This window comes from Bacillus sp. AK124, from assembly GCF_053903085.1.
The window spans coordinates 3,751,861-3,769,581 of record NZ_CP096378.1; the positions used below are offsets into that span (position 1 = coordinate 3,751,861).

General features: G+C 46.5%; 19 protein-coding genes, 1 pseudogene and 1 riboswitch. Of the genes and pseudogenes, 7 read left to right on the plus strand and 13 right to left on the minus strand.

All coding sequences use genetic code 11. The annotated features are described in order from the left end of the window. Positions 1–28: 28 nt before the first annotated feature. Complete coding sequence (locus M1E06_RS18865) at positions 29–1,399, minus strand: UDP-N-acetylmuramoyl-tripeptide--D-alanyl-D-alanine ligase (RefSeq protein ID WP_043054079.1); 1,371 nt, start codon at positions 1,397–1,399, stop codon at positions 29–31. Positions 1,400–1,515: 116 nt separating this feature from the next. After that, complete coding sequence (locus tag M1E06_RS18870) at positions 1,516–2,601, minus strand: D-alanine--D-alanine ligase (RefSeq protein ID WP_043054078.1); 1,086 nt, start codon at positions 2,599–2,601, stop codon at positions 1,516–1,518. A 160-nt stretch (positions 2,602–2,761) separates the two neighbouring features. Here M1E06_RS18870 and M1E06_RS18875 point away from each other — a divergent pair, with 160 nt between their 5' ends. The 3 genes from M1E06_RS18875 to fbpB all read left to right on the plus strand — a co-directional run bounded on the left by M1E06_RS18875 (position 2,762) and on the right by fbpB (position 3,812). Continuing rightward, a complete protein-coding gene (locus M1E06_RS18875; RefSeq protein WP_003179104.1) occupies positions 2,762–3,082 on the plus strand; it encodes a thioredoxin family protein in 321 nt (106 codons plus the stop codon). Between the two features lie 413 nt (positions 3,083–3,495). Next, positions 3,496–3,654: a Fur-regulated basic protein FbpA gene (gene fbpA, locus M1E06_RS18880; protein ID WP_023857875.1), complete on the plus strand. Its 159-nt coding sequence runs from the start codon at positions 3,496–3,498 to the stop codon at positions 3,652–3,654. A 2-nt stretch (positions 3,655–3,656) separates the two neighbouring features. Next, a complete protein-coding gene (fbpB, locus tag M1E06_RS18885; protein ID WP_023857876.1) occupies positions 3,657–3,812 on the plus strand; it encodes a Fur-regulated basic protein FbpB in 156 nt (51 codons plus the stop codon). 36 nt (positions 3,813–3,848) lie between these two features. On the opposite strand, the gene M1E06_RS18890 is transcribed toward fbpB, so the two are convergent. The 9 genes and pseudogenes from M1E06_RS18890 to M1E06_RS18930 all read right to left on the minus strand — a co-directional run. After that, complete coding sequence (locus M1E06_RS18890; RefSeq protein WP_216904324.1) at positions 3,849–4,997, minus strand: acyl-CoA dehydrogenase family protein; 1,149 nt, start codon at positions 4,995–4,997, stop codon at positions 3,849–3,851. Between the two features lie 124 nt (positions 4,998–5,121). Then, entirely contained in the window at positions 5,122–5,460 is a 339-nt protein-coding gene (locus M1E06_RS18895; RefSeq protein ID WP_023857878.1) for a hypothetical protein, read from the minus strand. A gap of 121 nt (positions 5,461–5,581) precedes the next feature. After that, entirely contained in the window at positions 5,582–6,349 is a 768-nt protein-coding gene (locus M1E06_RS18900; RefSeq protein ID WP_023857879.1) for an ABC transporter permease, read from the minus strand. After that, positions 6,342–7,268, minus strand: a complete 927-nt coding sequence (locus tag M1E06_RS18905) for an ABC transporter ATP-binding protein (protein WP_043054077.1) — start codon at positions 7,266–7,268, stop codon at positions 6,342–6,344. The genes M1E06_RS18900 and M1E06_RS18905 overlap by 8 nt, the downstream gene beginning before the upstream one ends. Positions 7,269–7,337: 69 nt before the next feature. Continuing rightward, positions 7,338–8,582: a dicarboxylate/amino acid:cation symporter gene (locus M1E06_RS18910; protein WP_043054076.1), complete on the minus strand. Its 1,245-nt coding sequence runs from the start codon at positions 8,580–8,582 to the stop codon at positions 7,338–7,340. Between the two features lie 74 nt (positions 8,583–8,656). Continuing rightward, positions 8,657–8,798: riboswitch (cyclic di-AMP (ydaO/yuaA leader) on the minus strand. Positions 8,799–8,867: 69 nt separating this feature from the next. After that, on the minus strand, positions 8,868–9,908 hold the full coding sequence (locus tag M1E06_RS18915) for an AI-2E family transporter (protein ID WP_043054075.1): 1,041 nt from the start codon (positions 9,906–9,908) through the stop codon (positions 8,868–8,870). A 389-nt stretch (positions 9,909–10,297) separates the two neighbouring features. Continuing rightward, positions 10,298–10,738, minus strand: a complete 441-nt coding sequence (gsiB, locus tag M1E06_RS18920; protein ID WP_023857883.1) for a glucose starvation-inducible protein GsiB — start codon at positions 10,736–10,738, stop codon at positions 10,298–10,300. Positions 10,739–10,839: 101 nt separating this feature from the next. Continuing rightward, on the minus strand, positions 10,840–11,193 hold the full coding sequence (locus tag M1E06_RS18925; RefSeq protein ID WP_306419670.1) for a YdbC family protein: 354 nt from the start codon (positions 11,191–11,193) through the stop codon (positions 10,840–10,842). A 6-nt stretch (positions 11,194–11,199) separates the two neighbouring features. Beyond that, a pseudogene (locus M1E06_RS18930) lies at positions 11,200–11,529 on the minus strand (cupin domain-containing protein); the annotation flags it as partial. 128 nt (positions 11,530–11,657) lie between these two features. On the opposite strand from M1E06_RS18930, the gene M1E06_RS18935 reads away from it, so the two are divergent. Beyond that, on the plus strand, positions 11,658–12,947 hold the full coding sequence (locus tag M1E06_RS18935; protein ID WP_043054073.1) for a Na+/H+ antiporter NhaC family protein: 1,290 nt from the start codon (positions 11,658–11,660) through the stop codon (positions 12,945–12,947). Between the two features lie 43 nt (positions 12,948–12,990). Here the strand turns inward: M1E06_RS18935 and M1E06_RS18940 are convergent, their stop codons facing one another. Continuing rightward, complete coding sequence (locus M1E06_RS18940; protein ID WP_023857886.1) at positions 12,991–13,812, minus strand: EcsC family protein; 822 nt, start codon at positions 13,810–13,812, stop codon at positions 12,991–12,993. A 118-nt stretch (positions 13,813–13,930) separates the two neighbouring features. Here M1E06_RS18940 and M1E06_RS18945 point away from each other — a divergent pair, with 118 nt between their 5' ends. Beyond that, complete coding sequence (locus M1E06_RS18945) at positions 13,931–14,377, plus strand: DUF2188 domain-containing protein (RefSeq protein ID WP_043054072.1); 447 nt, start codon at positions 13,931–13,933, stop codon at positions 14,375–14,377. Here the strand turns inward: M1E06_RS18945 and M1E06_RS18950 are convergent. Then, positions 14,374–15,588 carry a macrolide family glycosyltransferase gene (locus M1E06_RS18950; protein ID WP_043054071.1) on the minus strand — a complete coding sequence of 405 codons (1,215 nt, stop codon included), beginning with the start codon at positions 15,586–15,588 and terminating at the stop codon, positions 14,374–14,376. The genes M1E06_RS18945 and M1E06_RS18950 overlap by 4 nt on opposite strands. Positions 15,589–15,894: 306 nt before the next feature. On the opposite strand from M1E06_RS18950, the gene aspA reads away from it, so the two are divergent. Beyond that, complete coding sequence (gene aspA / locus M1E06_RS18955) at positions 15,895–17,316, plus strand: aspartate ammonia-lyase (RefSeq protein ID WP_080131248.1); 1,422 nt, start codon at positions 15,895–15,897, stop codon at positions 17,314–17,316. Positions 17,317–17,410: 94 nt separating this feature from the next. After that, positions 17,411–17,671 carry a GlsB/YeaQ/YmgE family stress response membrane protein gene (locus tag M1E06_RS18960; RefSeq protein WP_020450235.1) on the plus strand — a complete coding sequence of 87 codons (261 nt, stop codon included), beginning with the start codon at positions 17,411–17,413 and terminating at the stop codon, positions 17,669–17,671. Positions 17,672–17,721: the final 50 nt, after the last annotated feature.

Here is a 17,721-nt window from a genome sequence, read left to right on the forward strand (position 1 = left end):
AAAAACGACTTTATGATTCAATGTTCCCTTACAAATCTTTTATAACATCCTCAAGACGCATGCCTCTGGACGCTTTGACAAGGATCAGATCCCCTGTATTCGCTTTTTCTTTCAATATCTTTTTCAAACCGTCTTTGTTTTCCGGGTTGAAATGAAGGACGCGGTGTTCGGGAAAATGTTTAAGCGCCCCTTTTGCAATATATGCACCGAGATCCCCGTACGTAAATAAAAAGTCGATTGAGTCCGGATTGACTGCCTGCCCGATGTCTTCATGAAACGCTTTCTCTCCTTCGCCGAGCTCCAGCATATCGCCGAGAACGAGCATTTTCTTGCCGTATCCCTTCATCTGGTCGACAAGCTCGATCGCAGCTTTCATCGATGTCGGACTTGCATTATAGGCGTCATTAATGATCGCAACGCCGGCCCGTGTCTTTACAAGCTCAAGCCGCATACCGGTCACTTTCAGTTTCGTCAGCCCTTCTGCAATATGAGTCCTGCTGACATTCAGAAGGTCTCCGGCCGCAATCGCAGCTAAAGCGTTTTTCACATTATGCTTTCCGAGCACCGGGATGAAGAACCGGTTTTCGATCCCTCTGACGCGGAATGCCGTGCCCTCTTCCGTCTGCGTCATATCCTCAAGCTGATAGTCGAAAGCCGGATCCTCTCCAAACGTCTTTGTCTCGTAAGGCGGCTGGTTCAGCCTTTCGGCGAGCAGCGGTTCATCTCCGATATAAATGAGTGTGCCCTCTTTTGAAAGCCCATTGACAATTTCGAGCTTTGCCTCTGCAATTCCTTCTCTTGATCCGAGTTCAAGGAGGTGCGATTCGCCGATGTTTGTGATGACGGCGATATCAGGACGCGCCAGACGTGTCAGAAAATCAATTTCCCCTTTGGCGCTCATCCCCATCTCCAAAATGGCGATTTCCGTATCTTCCGGCATCGCCAGAATCGTCAGGGGCAGGCCGATGTGGTTATTATAGTTTCCTTCTGTCTTATGCACTTTATACTCGGTGCCCAACACAGCATGAATCATGTCTTTTGTCGTCGTTTTCCCATTTGAACCGGTCACGCCGACGATTTTCACGTCCAGCTGATGCCTGTATGCCTTCGCAAGCTTCTGCAGCGCTTCCAGCGTATCGTCAACTAAAATGACCGGCTTCCCTTCCGGAGGATTCGGTTCGCTCCGGTTCCACAGCACGGCTGCGACGCCTTCCTGAAAAGCCTGCTCTGCAAAAACGTGACCATTGAACCGCTCGCCTGCAAGCGGAATAAACAGTTGGTCTTTCGCCAGTTTTCTCGAATCGGTTGAGACGCCTTTGACGAGACGCCCTTCAAAAGCTTCATTCGTCAAAACGCCTTCCGACATTTCAGCAATTTCTTTTACCGTTCTCGTTATCATGTATGTCCCTCTCTTTCTCCAGCAAGGAAAAGAGACACTACCACAAATAAGGATAGTGTCTGCAGCTGTATATAAGGGCGAACCGCTTTCCCCCGGATTCGGTCCGCTCCGTCCCGTTAAAATGTATGTTTGATCTGCTGTTTTTCTTCGTGCCGATCGATTGCCAAAGCGACAAGTTTTTCAATCAGTTCAGCATACTCAACCCCTGATTGCTTCCAGAGAAGCGGGAACATGCTGAACGGTGTGAATCCCGGCATCGTATTGACTTCATTGATCAGGACCCTGCCTTCGTTTGTAAGGAAAAAGTCCGCTCTCACAAGGCCTGAGCCGTCAATCGCCTGAAACGCTTTGACCGCCATGCTGCGCATTGTTTCGTATTCGTCCTCTGTCAGGGAAGCCGGAATAATCAAATCAGTGTCGCCGTCTTCATATTTTGCTTTATAGTCATAAAAATCTTTCTTCGGAGCGATTTCCCCCGCGACTGAGCAGACAGGTTCATCATTCCCCAGAACGCCGAGTTCTATTTCGCGGCCGATGACGCCCTCTTCAACGACAATTTTCCGGTCATATTGAAATGCAAGCCCAAAGGCTTGGTCAAGCTCTTCACGGTTTCTGCATTTGCTGATCCCGACGCTTGATCCAAGGTTAGCCGGTTTTACGAAGCACGGATAACCAAGCTCAGCTTCCACTTGATCATAGCTTTCTTCTTTGGAGTGACTCCATGTTTTTTTCACAAATGAAACGTATTTCGCCTGGTCAAGCCCTGCCTGTGCAAACAGATGCTTCATGACCACTTTATCCATGCCCGCAGAGGAAGCTAAGACTCCGTTGCCCACATATGGCACATTCAATAGTTCAAGCATGCCTTGAATGGTGCCGTCTTCCCCATTCGGTCCGTGCAAAAGCGGGAAAACAACATCAATCGAGTCTTCTTTTACATCAGCTTCGCCCGGAAACATATCGCGGTTCAGCAATGCCGGAGAAAATGTCTGGCCCGTCTGTTCAAACTGAAGCATTTTCACATTTGAAACCGGTTCTGTCAGTTGCGGCCCTCTCACCCACTCGCCTTTTTCTGTTATATAAATCGGGTGTATATCAAATTTTTCAGTATCTAATGCTTTCGTGACGGCCAGCGCGGTTTGCAGAGAAACGTTATGCTCCGCTGATTTTCCGCCGTATACCAATCCTAATCTTGTCTTCAATTCGTACTCCCCCCACTGGATTCATCTTTACTATCTTATCACTTTCCCGGGAAAATGATCTAATTATTTTAATACGGTCTAAAAACAGCATATAAAAAGCATTTGTATGTAAATCCTTTTCATTTTATATTAAAATGGCATTGAAAAGGAGAGGTTGCAATTGAAAAAAATCACAACAGAAGCACAATTTAATGAACTGATCCAATCCGATAAAGAAATCATCGTCAAATTTTATGCTGACTGGTGCCCGGACTGCACACGCATGAACATGTTCATTGGAGACATTCTTGAGGCTTATCAGGAAAATGACTGGTATGAGCTGAATAAAGACGATCTTCCTGAACTTGCCGATAAGTATCAGGTCATGGGCATTCCAAGCCTGTTGATTTTCAAAAACGGCGAAAAAACGGGTCACCTTCACAGCGCAAATGCCAAAACACCTGAAGAAGTGAACGAGTTCCTGGCTGAACATATTAGCTAATTCGTTTAAAGTTCTGATTTTTTGTCTGAACCGCAGGACATGGGAGCGCCCATGTCCTTTTTATACAAGACGGGACAGCAGCAATATTTGTTTCATAAAAGTGAGCTTTCATTAATAATTCGACACGAGTATTTCCCGGGAAACGAAAATGTCGAAATTTCGCAAAAAGTTCTTGATTCGTTTTTTATATTCAGGTAGAATGTTTTTTGTTCCTATTTTGCAATTATTTTTTCTAGTTGTGAAGCCCTTGTCGGCTTCTTTTTTTATATACGTTTTTGGATAATAATTCATATTTTTCAATTTCTTTCAATATTATTTTAAGGATGTCTCTTTACATTTGGTGATACTATTTAGTATAATATCCTTTATTGATAATGATTATCAATATCACTAATGGTTGACGAGGTGATCACATGGCCCCTCAATTAAAGAAAGCGGTGGAAATGAGAAAGAAACAACTCATTCAGCGGCTTATCCAGCTTGGCATATATAAAAAAGAAGAGCGCCACCTTTACGAATTGTCTTTAAGCGAACTCGAAAGCGAATACCAATCCAACAAGAAAGGCGGATAATCATGTCAAAACGGAAGATTAAAACCTTTCATCAGCTTGTCGAAGAATATAAGAAAGAAATCGCCAAGAACCCGAAAGAAATGGAAGTCATTTATGACAAGATCGACCGCAGACACGAGAACCGCCTTTTGGCAATGTCTAAAGCAAAACAAACTTAAAAAAGAAGCCGCTCATTTTGAACGGCTTCTTTTTTACTATTCACTGAATGCAATACCAGCAAGCTTGCCGATTGTCGCATCATCCATCGGCGGATTGTGGAGGCCCGCCCGGACATCGCGATAGAATCTTTGGAGCGGGTTCGTTCTCGCCAGACTCTTCGCTCCGACGACTCTCATCGCCCTGTCTACGACAGCAATGGCCGTATTCGTTACTGTATGTTTAACCGCTCCAAGCTCACCTGTTAAAAAGGCGCGGCGCTCCGGGTCATCATAAAGCTCTGCGACATGATACATAAAGTGGCGGGCTTTCATGAGTTCCAAATCGATTTCGCCGATATGACGCTGAACAGCAGGCACTTCTTTAATCGGACCTTTCAAACTGTTCGGCTGATAGTCTTTTGCAAATTGGACGGCATAATCTCTCGCTGCTTGCGCGATACCTAGATAAACAGCCGGTATATGAAGCAGCCAGCCGTTGACTTTATCCGTTCTTTTACCCGCCAACAGCTCGACAAGCATGGATTCGTCGAGACGGACATCGGTCAGCACCAAATCGTGGCTTCCCGTACCCCTCATCGCCGCCATATCCCACGTTTCTTCTATTGCCAAGCCTTCCGCATCTTTATGGATCAAGAAAACGCCAATCGTTTGCTTCTCTTCAATCCAAGCGGTGACAAGAAAGTAGTCGAGAACCGGAGACATCGTTGTAAATGTTTTACGTCCGTTTACAATCCATCCGCCATTCTTTTTAACCGCATGGGTTCCGGGGCGTCCTCCTCTTGTCGGGCTTCCCGTCTGCGCTTCACTTGCAGCTCTGTTGATCAGCGCGCCCTTTAATGCTTCATTTGAAATCGATGAAAACACATGCCGGTCCCAGCTGTTTCCTTCCGCCAGTTCTCCCATCACGCTCAAGTGCCAGCCGATGCTGAGAGCTGTCGGTCCGTCTCCTTTGGCAAGCCGTTCCTGAAACAAAAGCATATCGTAGAGTGAAATGCCTTCTCCCCCGTATTCTTTTCCGACCGTCAGCGCTGTGTAGCCTGAATCCCGCAGCTTTTGAATATGTTCTGCGGGAAATTGGGCATGTTCGTCATAATACGCTGCTGTTTTCTCAAATTCATCCGCCAGTTTCCCGATTTTACCGAGCCATTCCTGCTGCCTTTCCGTTTTCACAAATATTGAACACACACCGGCATCCTCCTGACCAAATTCCGATAGATTTAATAAGTATTATAGTTCGTTCACGGCTTGTTGTGCAAATGATACCCTTGGCAAAACAAAAAAGCGCACCTTCAGCGAGGTGCGCTTTTGACTAAACGGCTTGACCGCCGCGACGGTCAACCTTCATACCGAGATAAATCAGCATGTAGGTTAAGTAGCCCATCGTGATCGTGAGACCGCCGAAGAAGAAATCGGAAAAAAGCGGTTCTTCATATGCGGCGATTCCGGCCAGCACGACCCAGCTTCCATAAAGATACGCCATAAAGAAGCGGACGCCGTTTTTCAATTTATATAGCAGAAACAAACCTGCGAGCGAAAAGAGCCCGAGCGCAAGTCTAAAATAGACAAGATGATCGAAATTAAAGGCAAAAGAAACAAATGAAAATGACAACAGCAATACAATCGGCAATGCCGTAATAAATTTTTTCATGGATGTCTCATCCCCCATTCCCTTATCCTAAAATTATAATTTAGAATAGGAAATTCACACGGTAATTACGACATATTTCACAAAAATGTCATTCCTTTTGTCACACTTTAGACAAAATATTTTATACTTTCATATCGCGTTTACAAAAGGCCCACCACGCCGTTCCGAGAAAAAACACGAGATGGAGAAAGACGATGACGAGTGAAAACAAAGGCGTCATCCCGCTAAAAAGCGGCTTGGCCTCACCGGCGTATTGCGTTAAATCAGTATTAGCGAACAACAAAAATTTACCGAGCGGTTTTTCCAAATAAGACATGATCGTCACAAGCATTTTGGCGCCGTACAGCACGACGATCGACACCATGATGCTGAGCGCGCTGCTTTTAAACAATGCAGAGCATAAAAACGCAAAGGAAACCATCATCCATACTTCAAACCACTGCGTACCGATCATTGTCACCGTATTGATAAAGAGCGGCTCCGCTTTTTCGTCGAGCTTCACGCCGAAAAAGAGCAGACCGAACAATAAAGAAAATCCGTAGTAAATGATAAAGAGCCAAATGCTTGCGAGCACGCTCGTCACGTATTTTGAAACAAGAATTTTTTCTCTTCTGACAGGGCGGATCAGCAAAAATTTGATCGTCTTTTTATCATATTCAAAAGATATAATTGAAGCCGCCACCACAATCGAAAGCCCCTGCAAGAGGATATTCAGGTTTGGGGTGAATGAAAAATAGCCGATGAAATGATCCTCTGTCCCGGCGCTCATCAGGATTCTTTTCGTTATGAGCGCGAGGAGAAATTGAAAGACTGCGATCAGCGCCAGCGATACAAATGTTACTTTTCGCTTCAGCAATTTAACATGCTCGTTTTGAATCAGTTTAAACATCAGTATTCCTCTCTTCCGTTCCATTCGTCCGCGCCATATATTCATCCTCAAGAGACTGCTTAAACGGAGCGATCGAATAGACGTCAATCTCATTGGCGACAAGCTGTTGATTTAAAGCAGGAATTTGCGCTTTCGCGACCTTTACGGCGAGCAAACCTTTTTCGGCGCGGGCTTCGTATCCCTGGTCTTTCAGCCACTGAAGCGCTTTGTCATAGGGCTGTACCTCCAGCATCGCCTTTTCCTGCTTTTCATCTGCATCATTGAGGACGACGGTTGATTTGATTTTCCCTTGTTGAAGAATGACGACCCGATCGCACAAATCTTCCACTTCCTTCAGCAAGTGGGTCGCAAACAGGATCGCCGTTCCTTCTTCTTCGGCAAGCTCACGCAGATGCTCGCGGAAATCTTTCATTCCCGCCGGGTCCAATCCGTTCGTCGGCTCATCCAAAATCAGCAGCTTCGGACGGTGAAGAATCGCCTGGGCAATACCGAGGCGCTGTTTCATCCCGAGCGAGTATGTTTTGACCTTGTCTTCTGCGGCATCTTCTAGCCCGACCCTGCTGATCACTTCCGCCAGTCTATCCCGACCGATTCCAGCGTGCATATTTGCGTAGTGTTTCAGGTTTTCATAGCCTGTCAGATACGGATAAAATTCAGGATTTTCAACGATGGCTCCGACCGATCGGATCGCTTTTTCAAATTGGCGGTCAATCGGAAAGCCGTTTATGACAATTGATCCGCTCTTCATTTTAATTAACCCGGTGATCAATTTAATGAGGGTCGTTTTTCCTGATCCGTTCGGACCAAGCAGGCCGATGATCTCCCCTTCATTCGCCGTTAAGCGGATATCCTTCAATATCGTTTTGCCGTCTATGATTTTATCAACATTTTCTATATGTAAAACAGGCTGCTTTGTCATAGCCCCCTCCTCTTTCCCAAAAAAATAAACAGTGCCGAAAAGGCACTGTTTGATTATATCATTTTTGAGTTACACGGACACTTCACTATGAGGGGCTTCGATTTTGCCGTGTTTCTTTTCCGTCTCGGTGACGATGACAGCGCATGCTGCATCGCCTGTTGTATTGACAGCCGTACGAATCATGTCCAGAAGTCTGTCAATTCCCAATATTAGCGCAATTCCCTCAACTGGAAGGCCAACTGTTTGAAGAACCATGGCGAGCATAATCAGTCCGACACCCGGTACACCCGCTGTTCCAATGCTGGCAAGCACTGCGGTGAGAACAACCATCAACAGCTGTGTCAGTGACAGGTCATTGCCGTACACCTGAGCGATAAAGACCGTCGCTACCCCTTGCATAATCGCCGTGCCATCCATGTTGATCGTAGCTCCAAGCGGCTGAACAAAGCTTGAGATCGGCTCTGGCACTTTCAGCTTTCTTTGAGCGACATCCATCGAAACCGGAAGCGTCGCGTTGCTGCTTGACGTACTGAAGGCAACAAGCATAACCTCTGAAAAATCTTTAAAGAATGTGAGCGGGTTCCGCTTTGCCAAAAACGCAATCGCTGCGCCGTATGTGACGATGGTGTGTATGAAAAGCGCCAGAATGACGACGATCATATAAAGCCCCATTGCTTTAATGGCGTCCCAGCCTTGGCTTCCGATCGCCCCGGCAATCAAGCCGAATGTACCGTACGGCGCGAACTTCATCACGAGATTGACGAGATACATCATGAGATCGTTACCTTGTTCAACCACTTTGAGAAGAGCGTCCGCTTTTTTGCCGAGCATCGTAATTCCGAGACCGACCAAAATGGAGAAAGCAATGATTTGCAGCATATTTCCTTCAGCCATTGCCTGAACCGGGTTTGTCGGAATGATATTCAAAAGCGTTTCGGCAATGCTCGGCGCCTTCTCAGCTGAATATTCCGCTGCGCTTGTATCATACGTTCCGATGGTTCCCGGTTTGATGACCAACGCTAAAATAAGTCCGATAATAATGGCAATTGCAGTTGTAACTAAAAAGAAAGAAATCGTTTTGGCACCGATCCTGCCAAGTTTCTTTGGATCTCCAAGTCCTGCTACCCCTAAAGTGAGAGAAAAGAAAACAATCGGTACAACGAGCATTTTAATTAAGTTGAGGAAGATCGTGCCGAGCGGCCCGAATAAAAATGTATTAAGCTTGCTAAATAAATCCGGCGAAGTGACGTTCAGTATAATACCGACGACTGCACCGAGTAATAGAGCGATAATAATTTTTGTTGCTAACTTCATATAACATGTCTCCCCTTTCCAAAAAAAGCCCATGAGAGATCTCCCATGGGCTTTTACCATTAAAATTGGTTCCACATGACTCTCTTCACGTTGATGAGGTTAGCTGACGGGTTCGGACGAAGAGATGTCCGTCTTTCAGTTCGCACGGGAACAGAAAAATTCACCCCAAATGATCGGGTCCCCCACTCCTACTAAAGGATTAAACGTGTGGCGCTATTTCGTTATATAACAGTTATACCTGAAAATTCGAAATATGTAAACCAAATTTTCTGATTTACATATATGCTATTTTCCGGTGCCCGCTGTTCGGCTTTTCTCTTGACTTGTGACATCAAGGATATCAAGCAGGAAAACAAATATCGGAATACCGATAATTAAACCCCAAATCCCTATGAAATGTTCAGAAAAAATCAGCACGATAAACGTGAAGAAAATCGGCAGCTCCGTCTTGGCGGACATTAGTTTCGGATTGAGGAAATAGGCCTCTATCGCATGGACGATCATGATGACCAATACCAGTGATACGATATAAGCGATTCCGCCGATACTGTAGGCGATAATGCTTAACGGAATAAGGGAGAGCACAACGCCTGCGACCGGAACCAGCCCGAGGAAAAACACCATGACGGCAAGGCCGAATAGCTGAGGAAAACCCATAATCGCGAGGGCAATGGTCGTCAATGCGCAATTGATGGAGGCGATAATAAACTGAGCCTCAAGCACCTTTCCGAACGTTCTCGTGAATTTTTTACCAAAGTAAGCAATTTCCTCGTAGAAAATGGCTATTTTGCTCGTCTTAAATTTATCCATTAAGCTCAAGACCTTGTCTTTTTCGATCAATAAGAACATGCTGAGAACCAATGACATAACCACCTGCAGGCCAAACGCGCTAATATCTGTGATATATGTATAGATAAAGTTAAGACCTTTTTCCAAATAGGATGTCAAATTGATATCGCCGAACATACCGGTGATCATATCGAGAAAAGGAATGCTGTCAGGGTGAGAAGCAATATACTTTCCTTGTTTGATCAGCTGCTGAATCTGGGTGACGATCACGGGGTAATAGACCACACCGCCGATCGAAAGCGCGATGGCAAGAGCCGCATACAAACAGGAAATAATCAGTCTCTGGCTGACTTTAATAAAGCGGTTTAAAAAACCGCGGATCACATTTTCCAGACGGTTCATCAAAAACGTAAAGATAAATGTGAGCAATATGAGATTCATCATGCTGCGGAACAGATATAAAACTCCCGCCAATACAACAAAAACTGAAAAACGCCTGACCCCAGGATGCTGAAAAAATTTAATCAACGCTGCCATTCGGTACACTCCCACCAGTACTTTAGTCCTTAACTTTTAGCATTCAAACTTTTATAATTACAATTTGATGCATCATCTGTAAATTATATAACAAAACAGACCGGAAATCTCTTCAGAAGATCAATAATTAATAATATTTTAATATGAGCGCTCGTGCGGCAGCGGCAGGCATCTTCCATAAAAAAGGAGGGGCTGATGTTCAGCCCCTCCAGATTATTGACAAAATCCTTTCAGCGTGACCCTCAACCCTTGCAGTCTAGGAAGGCCGAGCATTGGGGCGGAGCGAATGTTGCAATTCGTGAGCACCGACGCGCAGGCCTGACAACGAATGCGAGGGTTTGTCGACACGCTGAGAGGGACTGTTTGTCAGCCCCTCTCTTCACTGTACATTAACCGCTTCTTCTTTGACGTCCGCCTTTTTCACCGTTTTCTTGATAGAACTCCTTGTCATGGTTTCGGCTTGTGGCTTCTCCGCCTTTTTGACCGATCTCCTGGTAGAATTCTTTGTCATGGTTTTTGCTTGTGGCTTCTCCGCCCTTTTCACCGATTTCCTGGTAGAATTCTTTATCATGGTTTCGGCTTGTGGCTTCTCCGCCTTTTTCACCGATTTCCTGGTAGAATTCTTTGTCATGATTACGGCTTGTGGCTTCCCCGCCTTTTTCGCCGATTTCCTGGTAGAATTCTTTGTCATGATTTTTGCTTGTTGCTTCTCCGCCTTTTTGACCGATCTCTTGGTAGAATTCTTTATCATGGTTTTGGCTTGTTTTTTCTCCGCCTTTTCTGCCTGCTTCTTCCCTGCTCATTTTGTTGTTGTCATTATTGTTTGCCATTTTCGATTCCTCCTTTTGAAGTGTTATGGTTTTTACATTCCACATTTCAAAAAGAGTAAACACAAATAGCACATTCACGAAAGAGTCCGGGAATCATGCAATCATCCGCTGCCTTTTACCGTCCATTCCGGTACCGGAGCCGGCGTATTGTTCTGCAGCGTCTTAGATATCTCGGCAGGCTCTTCAAACAGGGTAATGTTGATGGATTCGAACGTACCTTTCTGATTCGTTCTTTCATATATTGCATCATGATGATCGGCCATAAAGTTCAAATAATCGCGCTTTGATTTCCAAAGCACGAGGACAAGGGCTTCCGGCCCGTTTTCTGTTTCCATCCATCCGCCCCACTGTCTGATGAATCCGCTGACGTTTTGCAGCGGAGCCCATTTGGCCTGCGCCTCGCTGAATGCATGAAGCTGTTGTCCGGCTGGTTTGCACCGTATCAGCTTCAGCACATTCCCTTCCGCGAACGGGACGGTTTCCGCATTAGTTTTTTCTATACAAAGGTTAACCGACCTTACATCAGCGCGCGTCCGGTGAATGACGCCTTTCGGAATCAGCAGGGAATCGTTCGCTTTCAGGACTTCTGTGGGACGGTCCTGAAAGTCGATCAACAGCTCTCCTTCCAAAACAATAAACAGCTCATCTGAGCCGGGATGGAAATGCCATACGTATTCGCCCTCCAAAACAGCAATTCGCATACAATGGTCGTTCACTTCCGAAACGGAAAAATTGGCATGCTTTTCTGTGACTTCCTTTGTCAATTCAAGAAGACTCGTTTTGCGATCCATCAGCTTCACTCCTCTTTCATTTGATTTTCTCCCGAACTTATTTTACCATTTGACTTTTGAGCGTTCGCCTTTTAAAGTGTTGGATATTGGTGAAAAAACGGTTTGAACCTATAGAAGAGGTGTACATCATGCAAAATCAAAACGGAAAAGCTTCAGGGCTTTTGCCGCTGTTTTTATTTGTTTGTTTATTCGTTGGATCAGGCTTGATCACAGGCGATTTTTACAGCCTGCCAATCGTGGCCGCGGCGCTTGCGGCATCGGTTGTCTCACTGGCGATGAACAGTAAGGAGAAGCTCAGCCAAAAGACGGAGTGGTTTGCGAAAGGCGCTGGACACCCCGATATTATGATCATGGTGATGATCTTTATTTTGGCCGGCGCGTTTTCATCAGCCGCAAAGGCGATGGGGGCCGTCGAATCAACCGTTAATCTTGCGCTTTCGTTTGTACCGGGGCAGTTTATGGTTGCCGGTTTATTTATCATCGCTGCGTTTATCTCTGTGTCGATGGGCACGTCAACCGGAACGATTGCTGCGCTCGCTCCGATCTCAGCAGGGATCAGCGCCGAAATCGGCGTTCCGGCGGCCTATTCGGTTGCTGCGGTTGTGGGGGGCGCGATGTTCGGTGATAACTTATCATTTATTTCCGATACGACCATTGCCGCTGTCCGCACACAAAAGACGAAAATGTCGGACAAGTTTAAAACGAATTTCCTGATCGTCCTGCCTGCCGCGGTTGCCACGGTCATCCTGCTGATGGTGTTTTCAGCCGGAGGGCATCCTGCCGCACAAGCCGGGACTTACAGCTGGGTGAAGGTGCTGCCGTATCTCGGGGTTCTGATATTCGCCCTTCTCGGATTTAATGTTATGGCCGTTATTTTCGGCGGCATCGTGTTAGCCGGAGTAATCGGTATTTCCGACGGCAGCCTGACGCTTCATACGTATTTAACCGCGATCACCGAAGGCATCGGCGGGATGTCCGAACTGATCATTTTATCGCTTCTGATTGGCGGAATGGCGGAAATGATGAAGCGAAACGGCGGGATCGCATTTCTCCTTCAATTTGTATCGCGGAGAATCCGTTCAAAAAAAGGAGCGGAAGCGGGCATTGCCGGCCTTGTCAGTGCGGCAAACCTGGCGACGGCCAACAATACGATTGCCATTATTACAGCGGGGCCGCTGGCAAAAGATTTATCCGACCGGTACGGAATCGACAATAGGAAATCGGCGAGCATCCTCGATATCTTTTCCTGTGTGGTACAAGGATTGATTCCTTACGGCGCGCAAATGCTGTCAGCTGCACAAATCGCGAAAATATCGCCTGTCAGCATTCTTCCTTATTCTTTTTATCCGATTTTGATCGGCGTCTGCGGCATATGCGCGATTATCTTCAGACTGCCTCGCTTTACGGAAAAAGCGTAACTCCATGAAAAATGCTGCCGTTATCGAAACGGCAGCATTTTTATCACTCTGTTTCTGCGGCGTCCAGCTCCGCAAGCCTTTCCATGATCCTCCGTTTTTTATACATCATCATTCCTGTTTCGGCAACGCCGTTCACCATTGAACGGTTTGAGATTGCGCCAAAGAGGATGCCTGCGACGGGCACCATTTGAAACAGCTTTTTCCATCCGAAAGAATCGCGGTATGTATAAACAACCTCCCGCCAGCCTTGAATTTGCGAAATCATATTTTCCCGTGAGCCTGACTGTAGATGGTATCGGCTGAGTTCCTGAATGATCGCCCTTTTCCCGACAATATCAGCGGCGCTGAGCTGCAGGCATTTAATAATGAACATCCGCTCCGTTTTTTCTTTAGGATCGTAGCCGTAAGACACCGCGATGTCCTGTAATGTCTTCAATGAAAGGCCGAGGATGGCGGGAATATCGACGGCAAGCGTGAATAAGCCGCCGACACCTGTTGTCGCTCCTTGGACAGCCGCGGTATTCGCCCTGTTTTTTCCGAGGTTTTCACACATTTGATCCATCACTTCCAAAGGAGCCCTTTGAATATCTTCGACCGTTTCGATCGTTTCATCCGGCAGCTTTTTTTGAAACTGGCGGATCAGATGTTTTTCGGACGTTAAATATTGGCCGCCGTTTTGAATAAAGCCGCCGATTTCGTCGAGCAAGAGACCGATTTTATCTTGAATGAATGCCGGTGTAAGCTTGTCCAGAACCTTGAACGGCAGCCGCCCGATCCTTTCCCAAAACCACGCTTTCTGCTGTTCTTTTTCCCATTTTTCAATTTTTTTCAGTTCGTTTTCCAAATCTGTTTTATCGTTGCGCACAGAAGGTTCGCCCTCTCAATCGTGTTTTTTTATAGTATACAATGATTCACTTTATGAATCCGTGTTTTTTGATCGGCAGCCGGAGGGTAAACCTTTATGTAAAAGGAGGAATGATCAAATGCCATGGTCAATGGAAGACTATCCCGCTTCATTGAAGCATTTGGACAAACCGGTAAAAAAGAAAGCCATTGAAATTGCGAATGCAATGGTAGACGAAGGATACGACGAAAGCCGGGCGATTCCGATCGCGACGAGTCAGGCGAAGGAATGGGCGGATAACAGGAGCAAAAGCGAACTCAAATCCTATGCGGGGGAAGCTGATGAAACGGTACGCGGTGACAGCGGTTCGAGCAGCAGGCCGGAGCTTGCGGAAAAGTGCGAGCATGTCATTAAACACGAAAAAGGCTGGGCAGTCAAAGCCGAAGACGCCAAGCGGGCCAGCGAAGTAAAGGATACAAAAGCAGAAGCCGTCGAACGGGCGAAAGAAATCGCCGAAAACAAAGGCACTGCCGTCATCGTCCATAAAAAAGACGGCAGTGTGGAGCGGAAGATCAGGATGAATTAACGGGGCGCTCCGTTTTTGGAGCGTCTTACTTTTTTCCCCGCCAACTCCAATACAGCATCAGCTGCTTTTTGATAGCCGCCGGCATCGCGGAGCGAGCGGCCGATTTTGGCGGCTCCGTCTTTATAGGAGCGGTTTTCAAGCATATCTTTAATCGTTTTTTGTAAAACAGCCGGAGAAAGTTCATTTTTATCAAGCTTGATCCCGGCCCCTGTCCGTTCCACCTGAGCTGCGACGAAAAACTGGTCAGCACCCATCGGAATGACGATGAGCGGCGTATCAAAATACAGGCCTTCATTTGTACTGTTCATGCCGCCGTGGGTGACAAATACATCGGCTTTTTTCAAAACCTCCAATTGCGGGATATACGGCCTCACGATAAAATGATCCGGTATGGTGCCGAGATCCGCGGGGTCCGTTGATTTCCCAACAGCCATAACCACCTTGCCGTCAAAGTCTTTCAACGCTTCGATACACATATGATACAGCTCTTTTTGCTGATTAAAGATCGTGCCCATCGAGATCACGATGACGGTTTCCCCCTCCAGCTCAGCGAACGGGAAGCTGCCTGGATCCTGTCTGCTCGTAATCGACGGCCCGACAAACAAATAGTCATTTCCAAATCGCTCGGCATGAGGCTGAAACTCCCTGGAGGTAAAGACAATCGTAATGTCCCCCGGACAGGAGAATACGTCAAACGGCTTGTCGAGACTGACGGGGTACCGCTCACTTAATTCGCCAAGGGATTGCTTCAATTTTTCAAAATACGGCGAGCTTTCAAGGTCGCCTTGCAGCGTAAACGTTTTTGCGAACGTCTCGTCCATTGCAAATGTCGTACATAACGAAACGCTCGGCAGCCCAAGCATTTCAGCAATGATTTTCCCCGCCAAAAAGTGATGGTCATATATCACATAATCATAAGACTCGTCCCTGACTTCCTGGCAGATGAGCTGAACGATCTCATCGACTTTACCTGACATATTGTATACCAACTCGGCAAAGTCCATCTTTTCTCTTTCTTTTTCGGGTGATAAAGCCTCTCTGAAATCCGGGTATAAACGGACTTCCGCCCCTGTTTTTTTAATTTTTTCAGCGTATTCCTCAACTGCATAATAGACGATGCTTTCTCCTCGTCTTTGCAGCTCCTTTGTGACGCCAAGAGAGGGATTGATGTGCCCCTCCCCCGGGAAATTGATCATCAGTACATGTCCCATCACAGCTCTTCCTTTCTCATACGAAAATTTATATAAGGAAATTTACTACAAAAAGACAAATGAAGTAAAGAAATTTAATTAAGTTAATAATACATAAACATAACTATATGACCATTTGTCTGTTTCTGCATATCTTTCCTTTAAATTTTTTTGCCATGCAAATGAGCGTATATTATTAGAGAAAACAGGCTCTTTATTACTTGACAGCCCCAATCAGAAGACGATTTTCCTTTTTTTAAAAGCAAATTAAAACACGGCCGATCGAGGCACAATACATCATAAGAAACAACCTACGGAGGTTTTGCCATGGATACGAAAGCAACCAGGATCGAAAAGGATTTTCTAGGCGAAAAAGAAGTTCCGGCTGACGCCTATTACGGCGTACAAACCATGAGGGCCGTGGAGAACTTTCCGATTACAGGCTACCGGATTGATGAAGAGCTGATTAAAGCTTTGGCAATGGTCAAAAAAGCGGCGGCTCTCGCCAATATGGATATTAAACGTTTATATAAAGAGCTCGGCGAAGTCATTGTAAAAGCGGCCGGCGAAATAGCGGAAGGGCTCTGGCACGATCATTTTATTGTCGACCCCATTCAAGGGGGCGCCGGCACTTCAATGAATATGAATACAAATGAAGTTATCGCAAACAGAGGTTTGGAGCTTTTAGGAAAAGAAAAAGGTGATTACTTCCATTTAAGCCCGAACACACATGTCAATATGGCCCAATCAACGAATGATGTGTTTCCGACAGCCATTCATCTGGCCACATTGAATCACTTAAGACAGCTTATATCGACGATGGAACATATGCTGGATGCCTTCCGCCAAAAAGCGGAGGAGTTCGATTCCGTTATCAAAATGGGCCGCACTCATCTTCAGGATGCCGTTCCGATCAGGCTCGGTCAGGAATTCGAAGCCTATTCCCGGGTCATCGAACGCGATATTCAGCGGATCAAGCAGTCTCAGCATCATCTCTATGAAGTCAATATGGGAGCAACCGCAGTCGGCACAGGTTTAAACGCTGATCCGAGATATATTCAAAGCGTTGTCGAACACCTATCAGATATCAGCGGCTATCAGCTGAAAGGCGCTGACCATCTTGTCGATGCCACACAAAACACGGATGCCTACACAGAAGTATCGGCTGCATTGAAAGTCGGCATGATGAACATGTCCAAAATCGCCAACGATTTGCGTTTAATGGCGTCAGGCCCGAGGGCAGGGCTTGCCGAGATCCGGCTGCCCCCCCGCCAGCCCGGCTCCTCCATCATGCCCGGCAAGGTGAATCCGGTGATGCCTGAACTGATGAACCAGATCGCATTTCAGGTGATCGGCAACGATCATACCATCTGCCTTGCATCAGAGGCGGGGCAGCTTGAGTTAAACGTGATGGAGCCCGTACTCGTCTTTAATTTGCTGCAGTCGATTAAAATCATGAACAACGGATTTCGCGTATTTACCGATTACTGCATCACCGGGATTGAAGCGAATGAGATCAGGCTGAAAGAATTCGTCGAAAAAAGCGTAGGAACGATTACGGCCGTCAATCCGCACCTCGGCTATGAAGCTGCCGCACGAATTGCAAAAGAAGCGATCGCCACAGGACAATCCGTGCGCGAGCTGTGTTTGCTCCATGATGTTTTGACAGAGGAAGAATTGGATCTCATTTTGGATCCGTATGAAATGACGCATCCGGGCATCGCAGGCGCTTCGCTTCTCGAGGAATAGCCAGCCGTCTTTCTCAATATGCTTTCAAGCGTTTATAGACGCCCGAGACGGGCTAAACATGTAATATAAATCAATTGAAAGAGGTGGAAAGACAATGTTAGGATTTCTCGTTTCTTTAATCGTAGCGATTGTCATCGGTTTAATAGGAGGCGCAATCGGAGGCCACGGTGCACCAGGAGGTATTATCGGCTCCATGGTTGTCGGCTTTATCGGAGCCTGGATCGGCCACGGGCTGCTTGGAACGTGGGGGCCTGATATTGCGGGATTCGCCATCTTTCCAGCGATAATCGGAGCCGCAATTCTCGTCTTCATTTTAAACCTAATCTTCCGCGGGAGAATGGGTTCTCAGGCATAATATCCGGCCAGCATCGCCCAAAAGCGGTGCTGGTTTTTTGTTTGGGCGAA

Coding starts and splice junctions, on each gene's coding strand:
- M1E06_RS18865 (WP_043054079.1), bottom strand. CDS start 1,399: ATGATAACGAGAACGGTAAAAGAAATTGCTGAAATGTCGGAAGGCGTT.
- fbpA (WP_023857875.1), top strand. CDS start 3,496: ATGGCCCCTCAATTAAAGAAAGCGGTGGAAATGAGAAAGAAACAACTC.
- fbpB (WP_023857876.1), top strand. CDS start 3,657: ATGTCAAAACGGAAGATTAAAACCTTTCATCAGCTTGTCGAAGAATAT.
- M1E06_RS18895 (WP_023857878.1), bottom strand. CDS start 5,460: ATGAAAAAATTTATTACGGCATTGCCGATTGTATTGCTGTTGTCATTT.
- M1E06_RS18900 (WP_023857879.1), bottom strand. CDS start 6,349: ATGTTTAAACTGATTCAAAACGAGCATGTTAAATTGCTGAAGCGAAAA.
- M1E06_RS18905 (WP_043054077.1), bottom strand. CDS start 7,268: ATGACAAAGCAGCCTGTTTTACATATAGAAAATGTTGATAAAATCATA.
- M1E06_RS18910 (WP_043054076.1), bottom strand. CDS start 8,582: ATGAAGTTAGCAACAAAAATTATTATCGCTCTATTACTCGGTGCAGTC.
- M1E06_RS18915 (WP_043054075.1), bottom strand. CDS start 9,908: ATGGCAGCGTTGATTAAATTTTTTCAGCATCCTGGGGTCAGGCGTTTT.
- gsiB (WP_023857883.1), bottom strand. CDS start 10,738: ATGGCAAACAATAATGACAACAACAAAATGAGCAGGGAAGAAGCAGGC.
- M1E06_RS18935 (WP_043054073.1), top strand. CDS start 11,658: ATGCAAAATCAAAACGGAAAAGCTTCAGGGCTTTTGCCGCTGTTTTTA.
- M1E06_RS18945 (WP_043054072.1), top strand. CDS start 13,931: ATGCCATGGTCAATGGAAGACTATCCCGCTTCATTGAAGCATTTGGAC.
- M1E06_RS18950 (WP_043054071.1), bottom strand. CDS start 15,588: ATGGGACATGTACTGATGATCAATTTCCCGGGGGAGGGGCACATCAAT.
- aspA (WP_080131248.1), top strand. CDS start 15,895: ATGGATACGAAAGCAACCAGGATCGAAAAGGATTTTCTAGGCGAAAAA.
- M1E06_RS18960 (WP_020450235.1), top strand. CDS start 17,411: ATGTTAGGATTTCTCGTTTCTTTAATCGTAGCGATTGTCATCGGTTTA.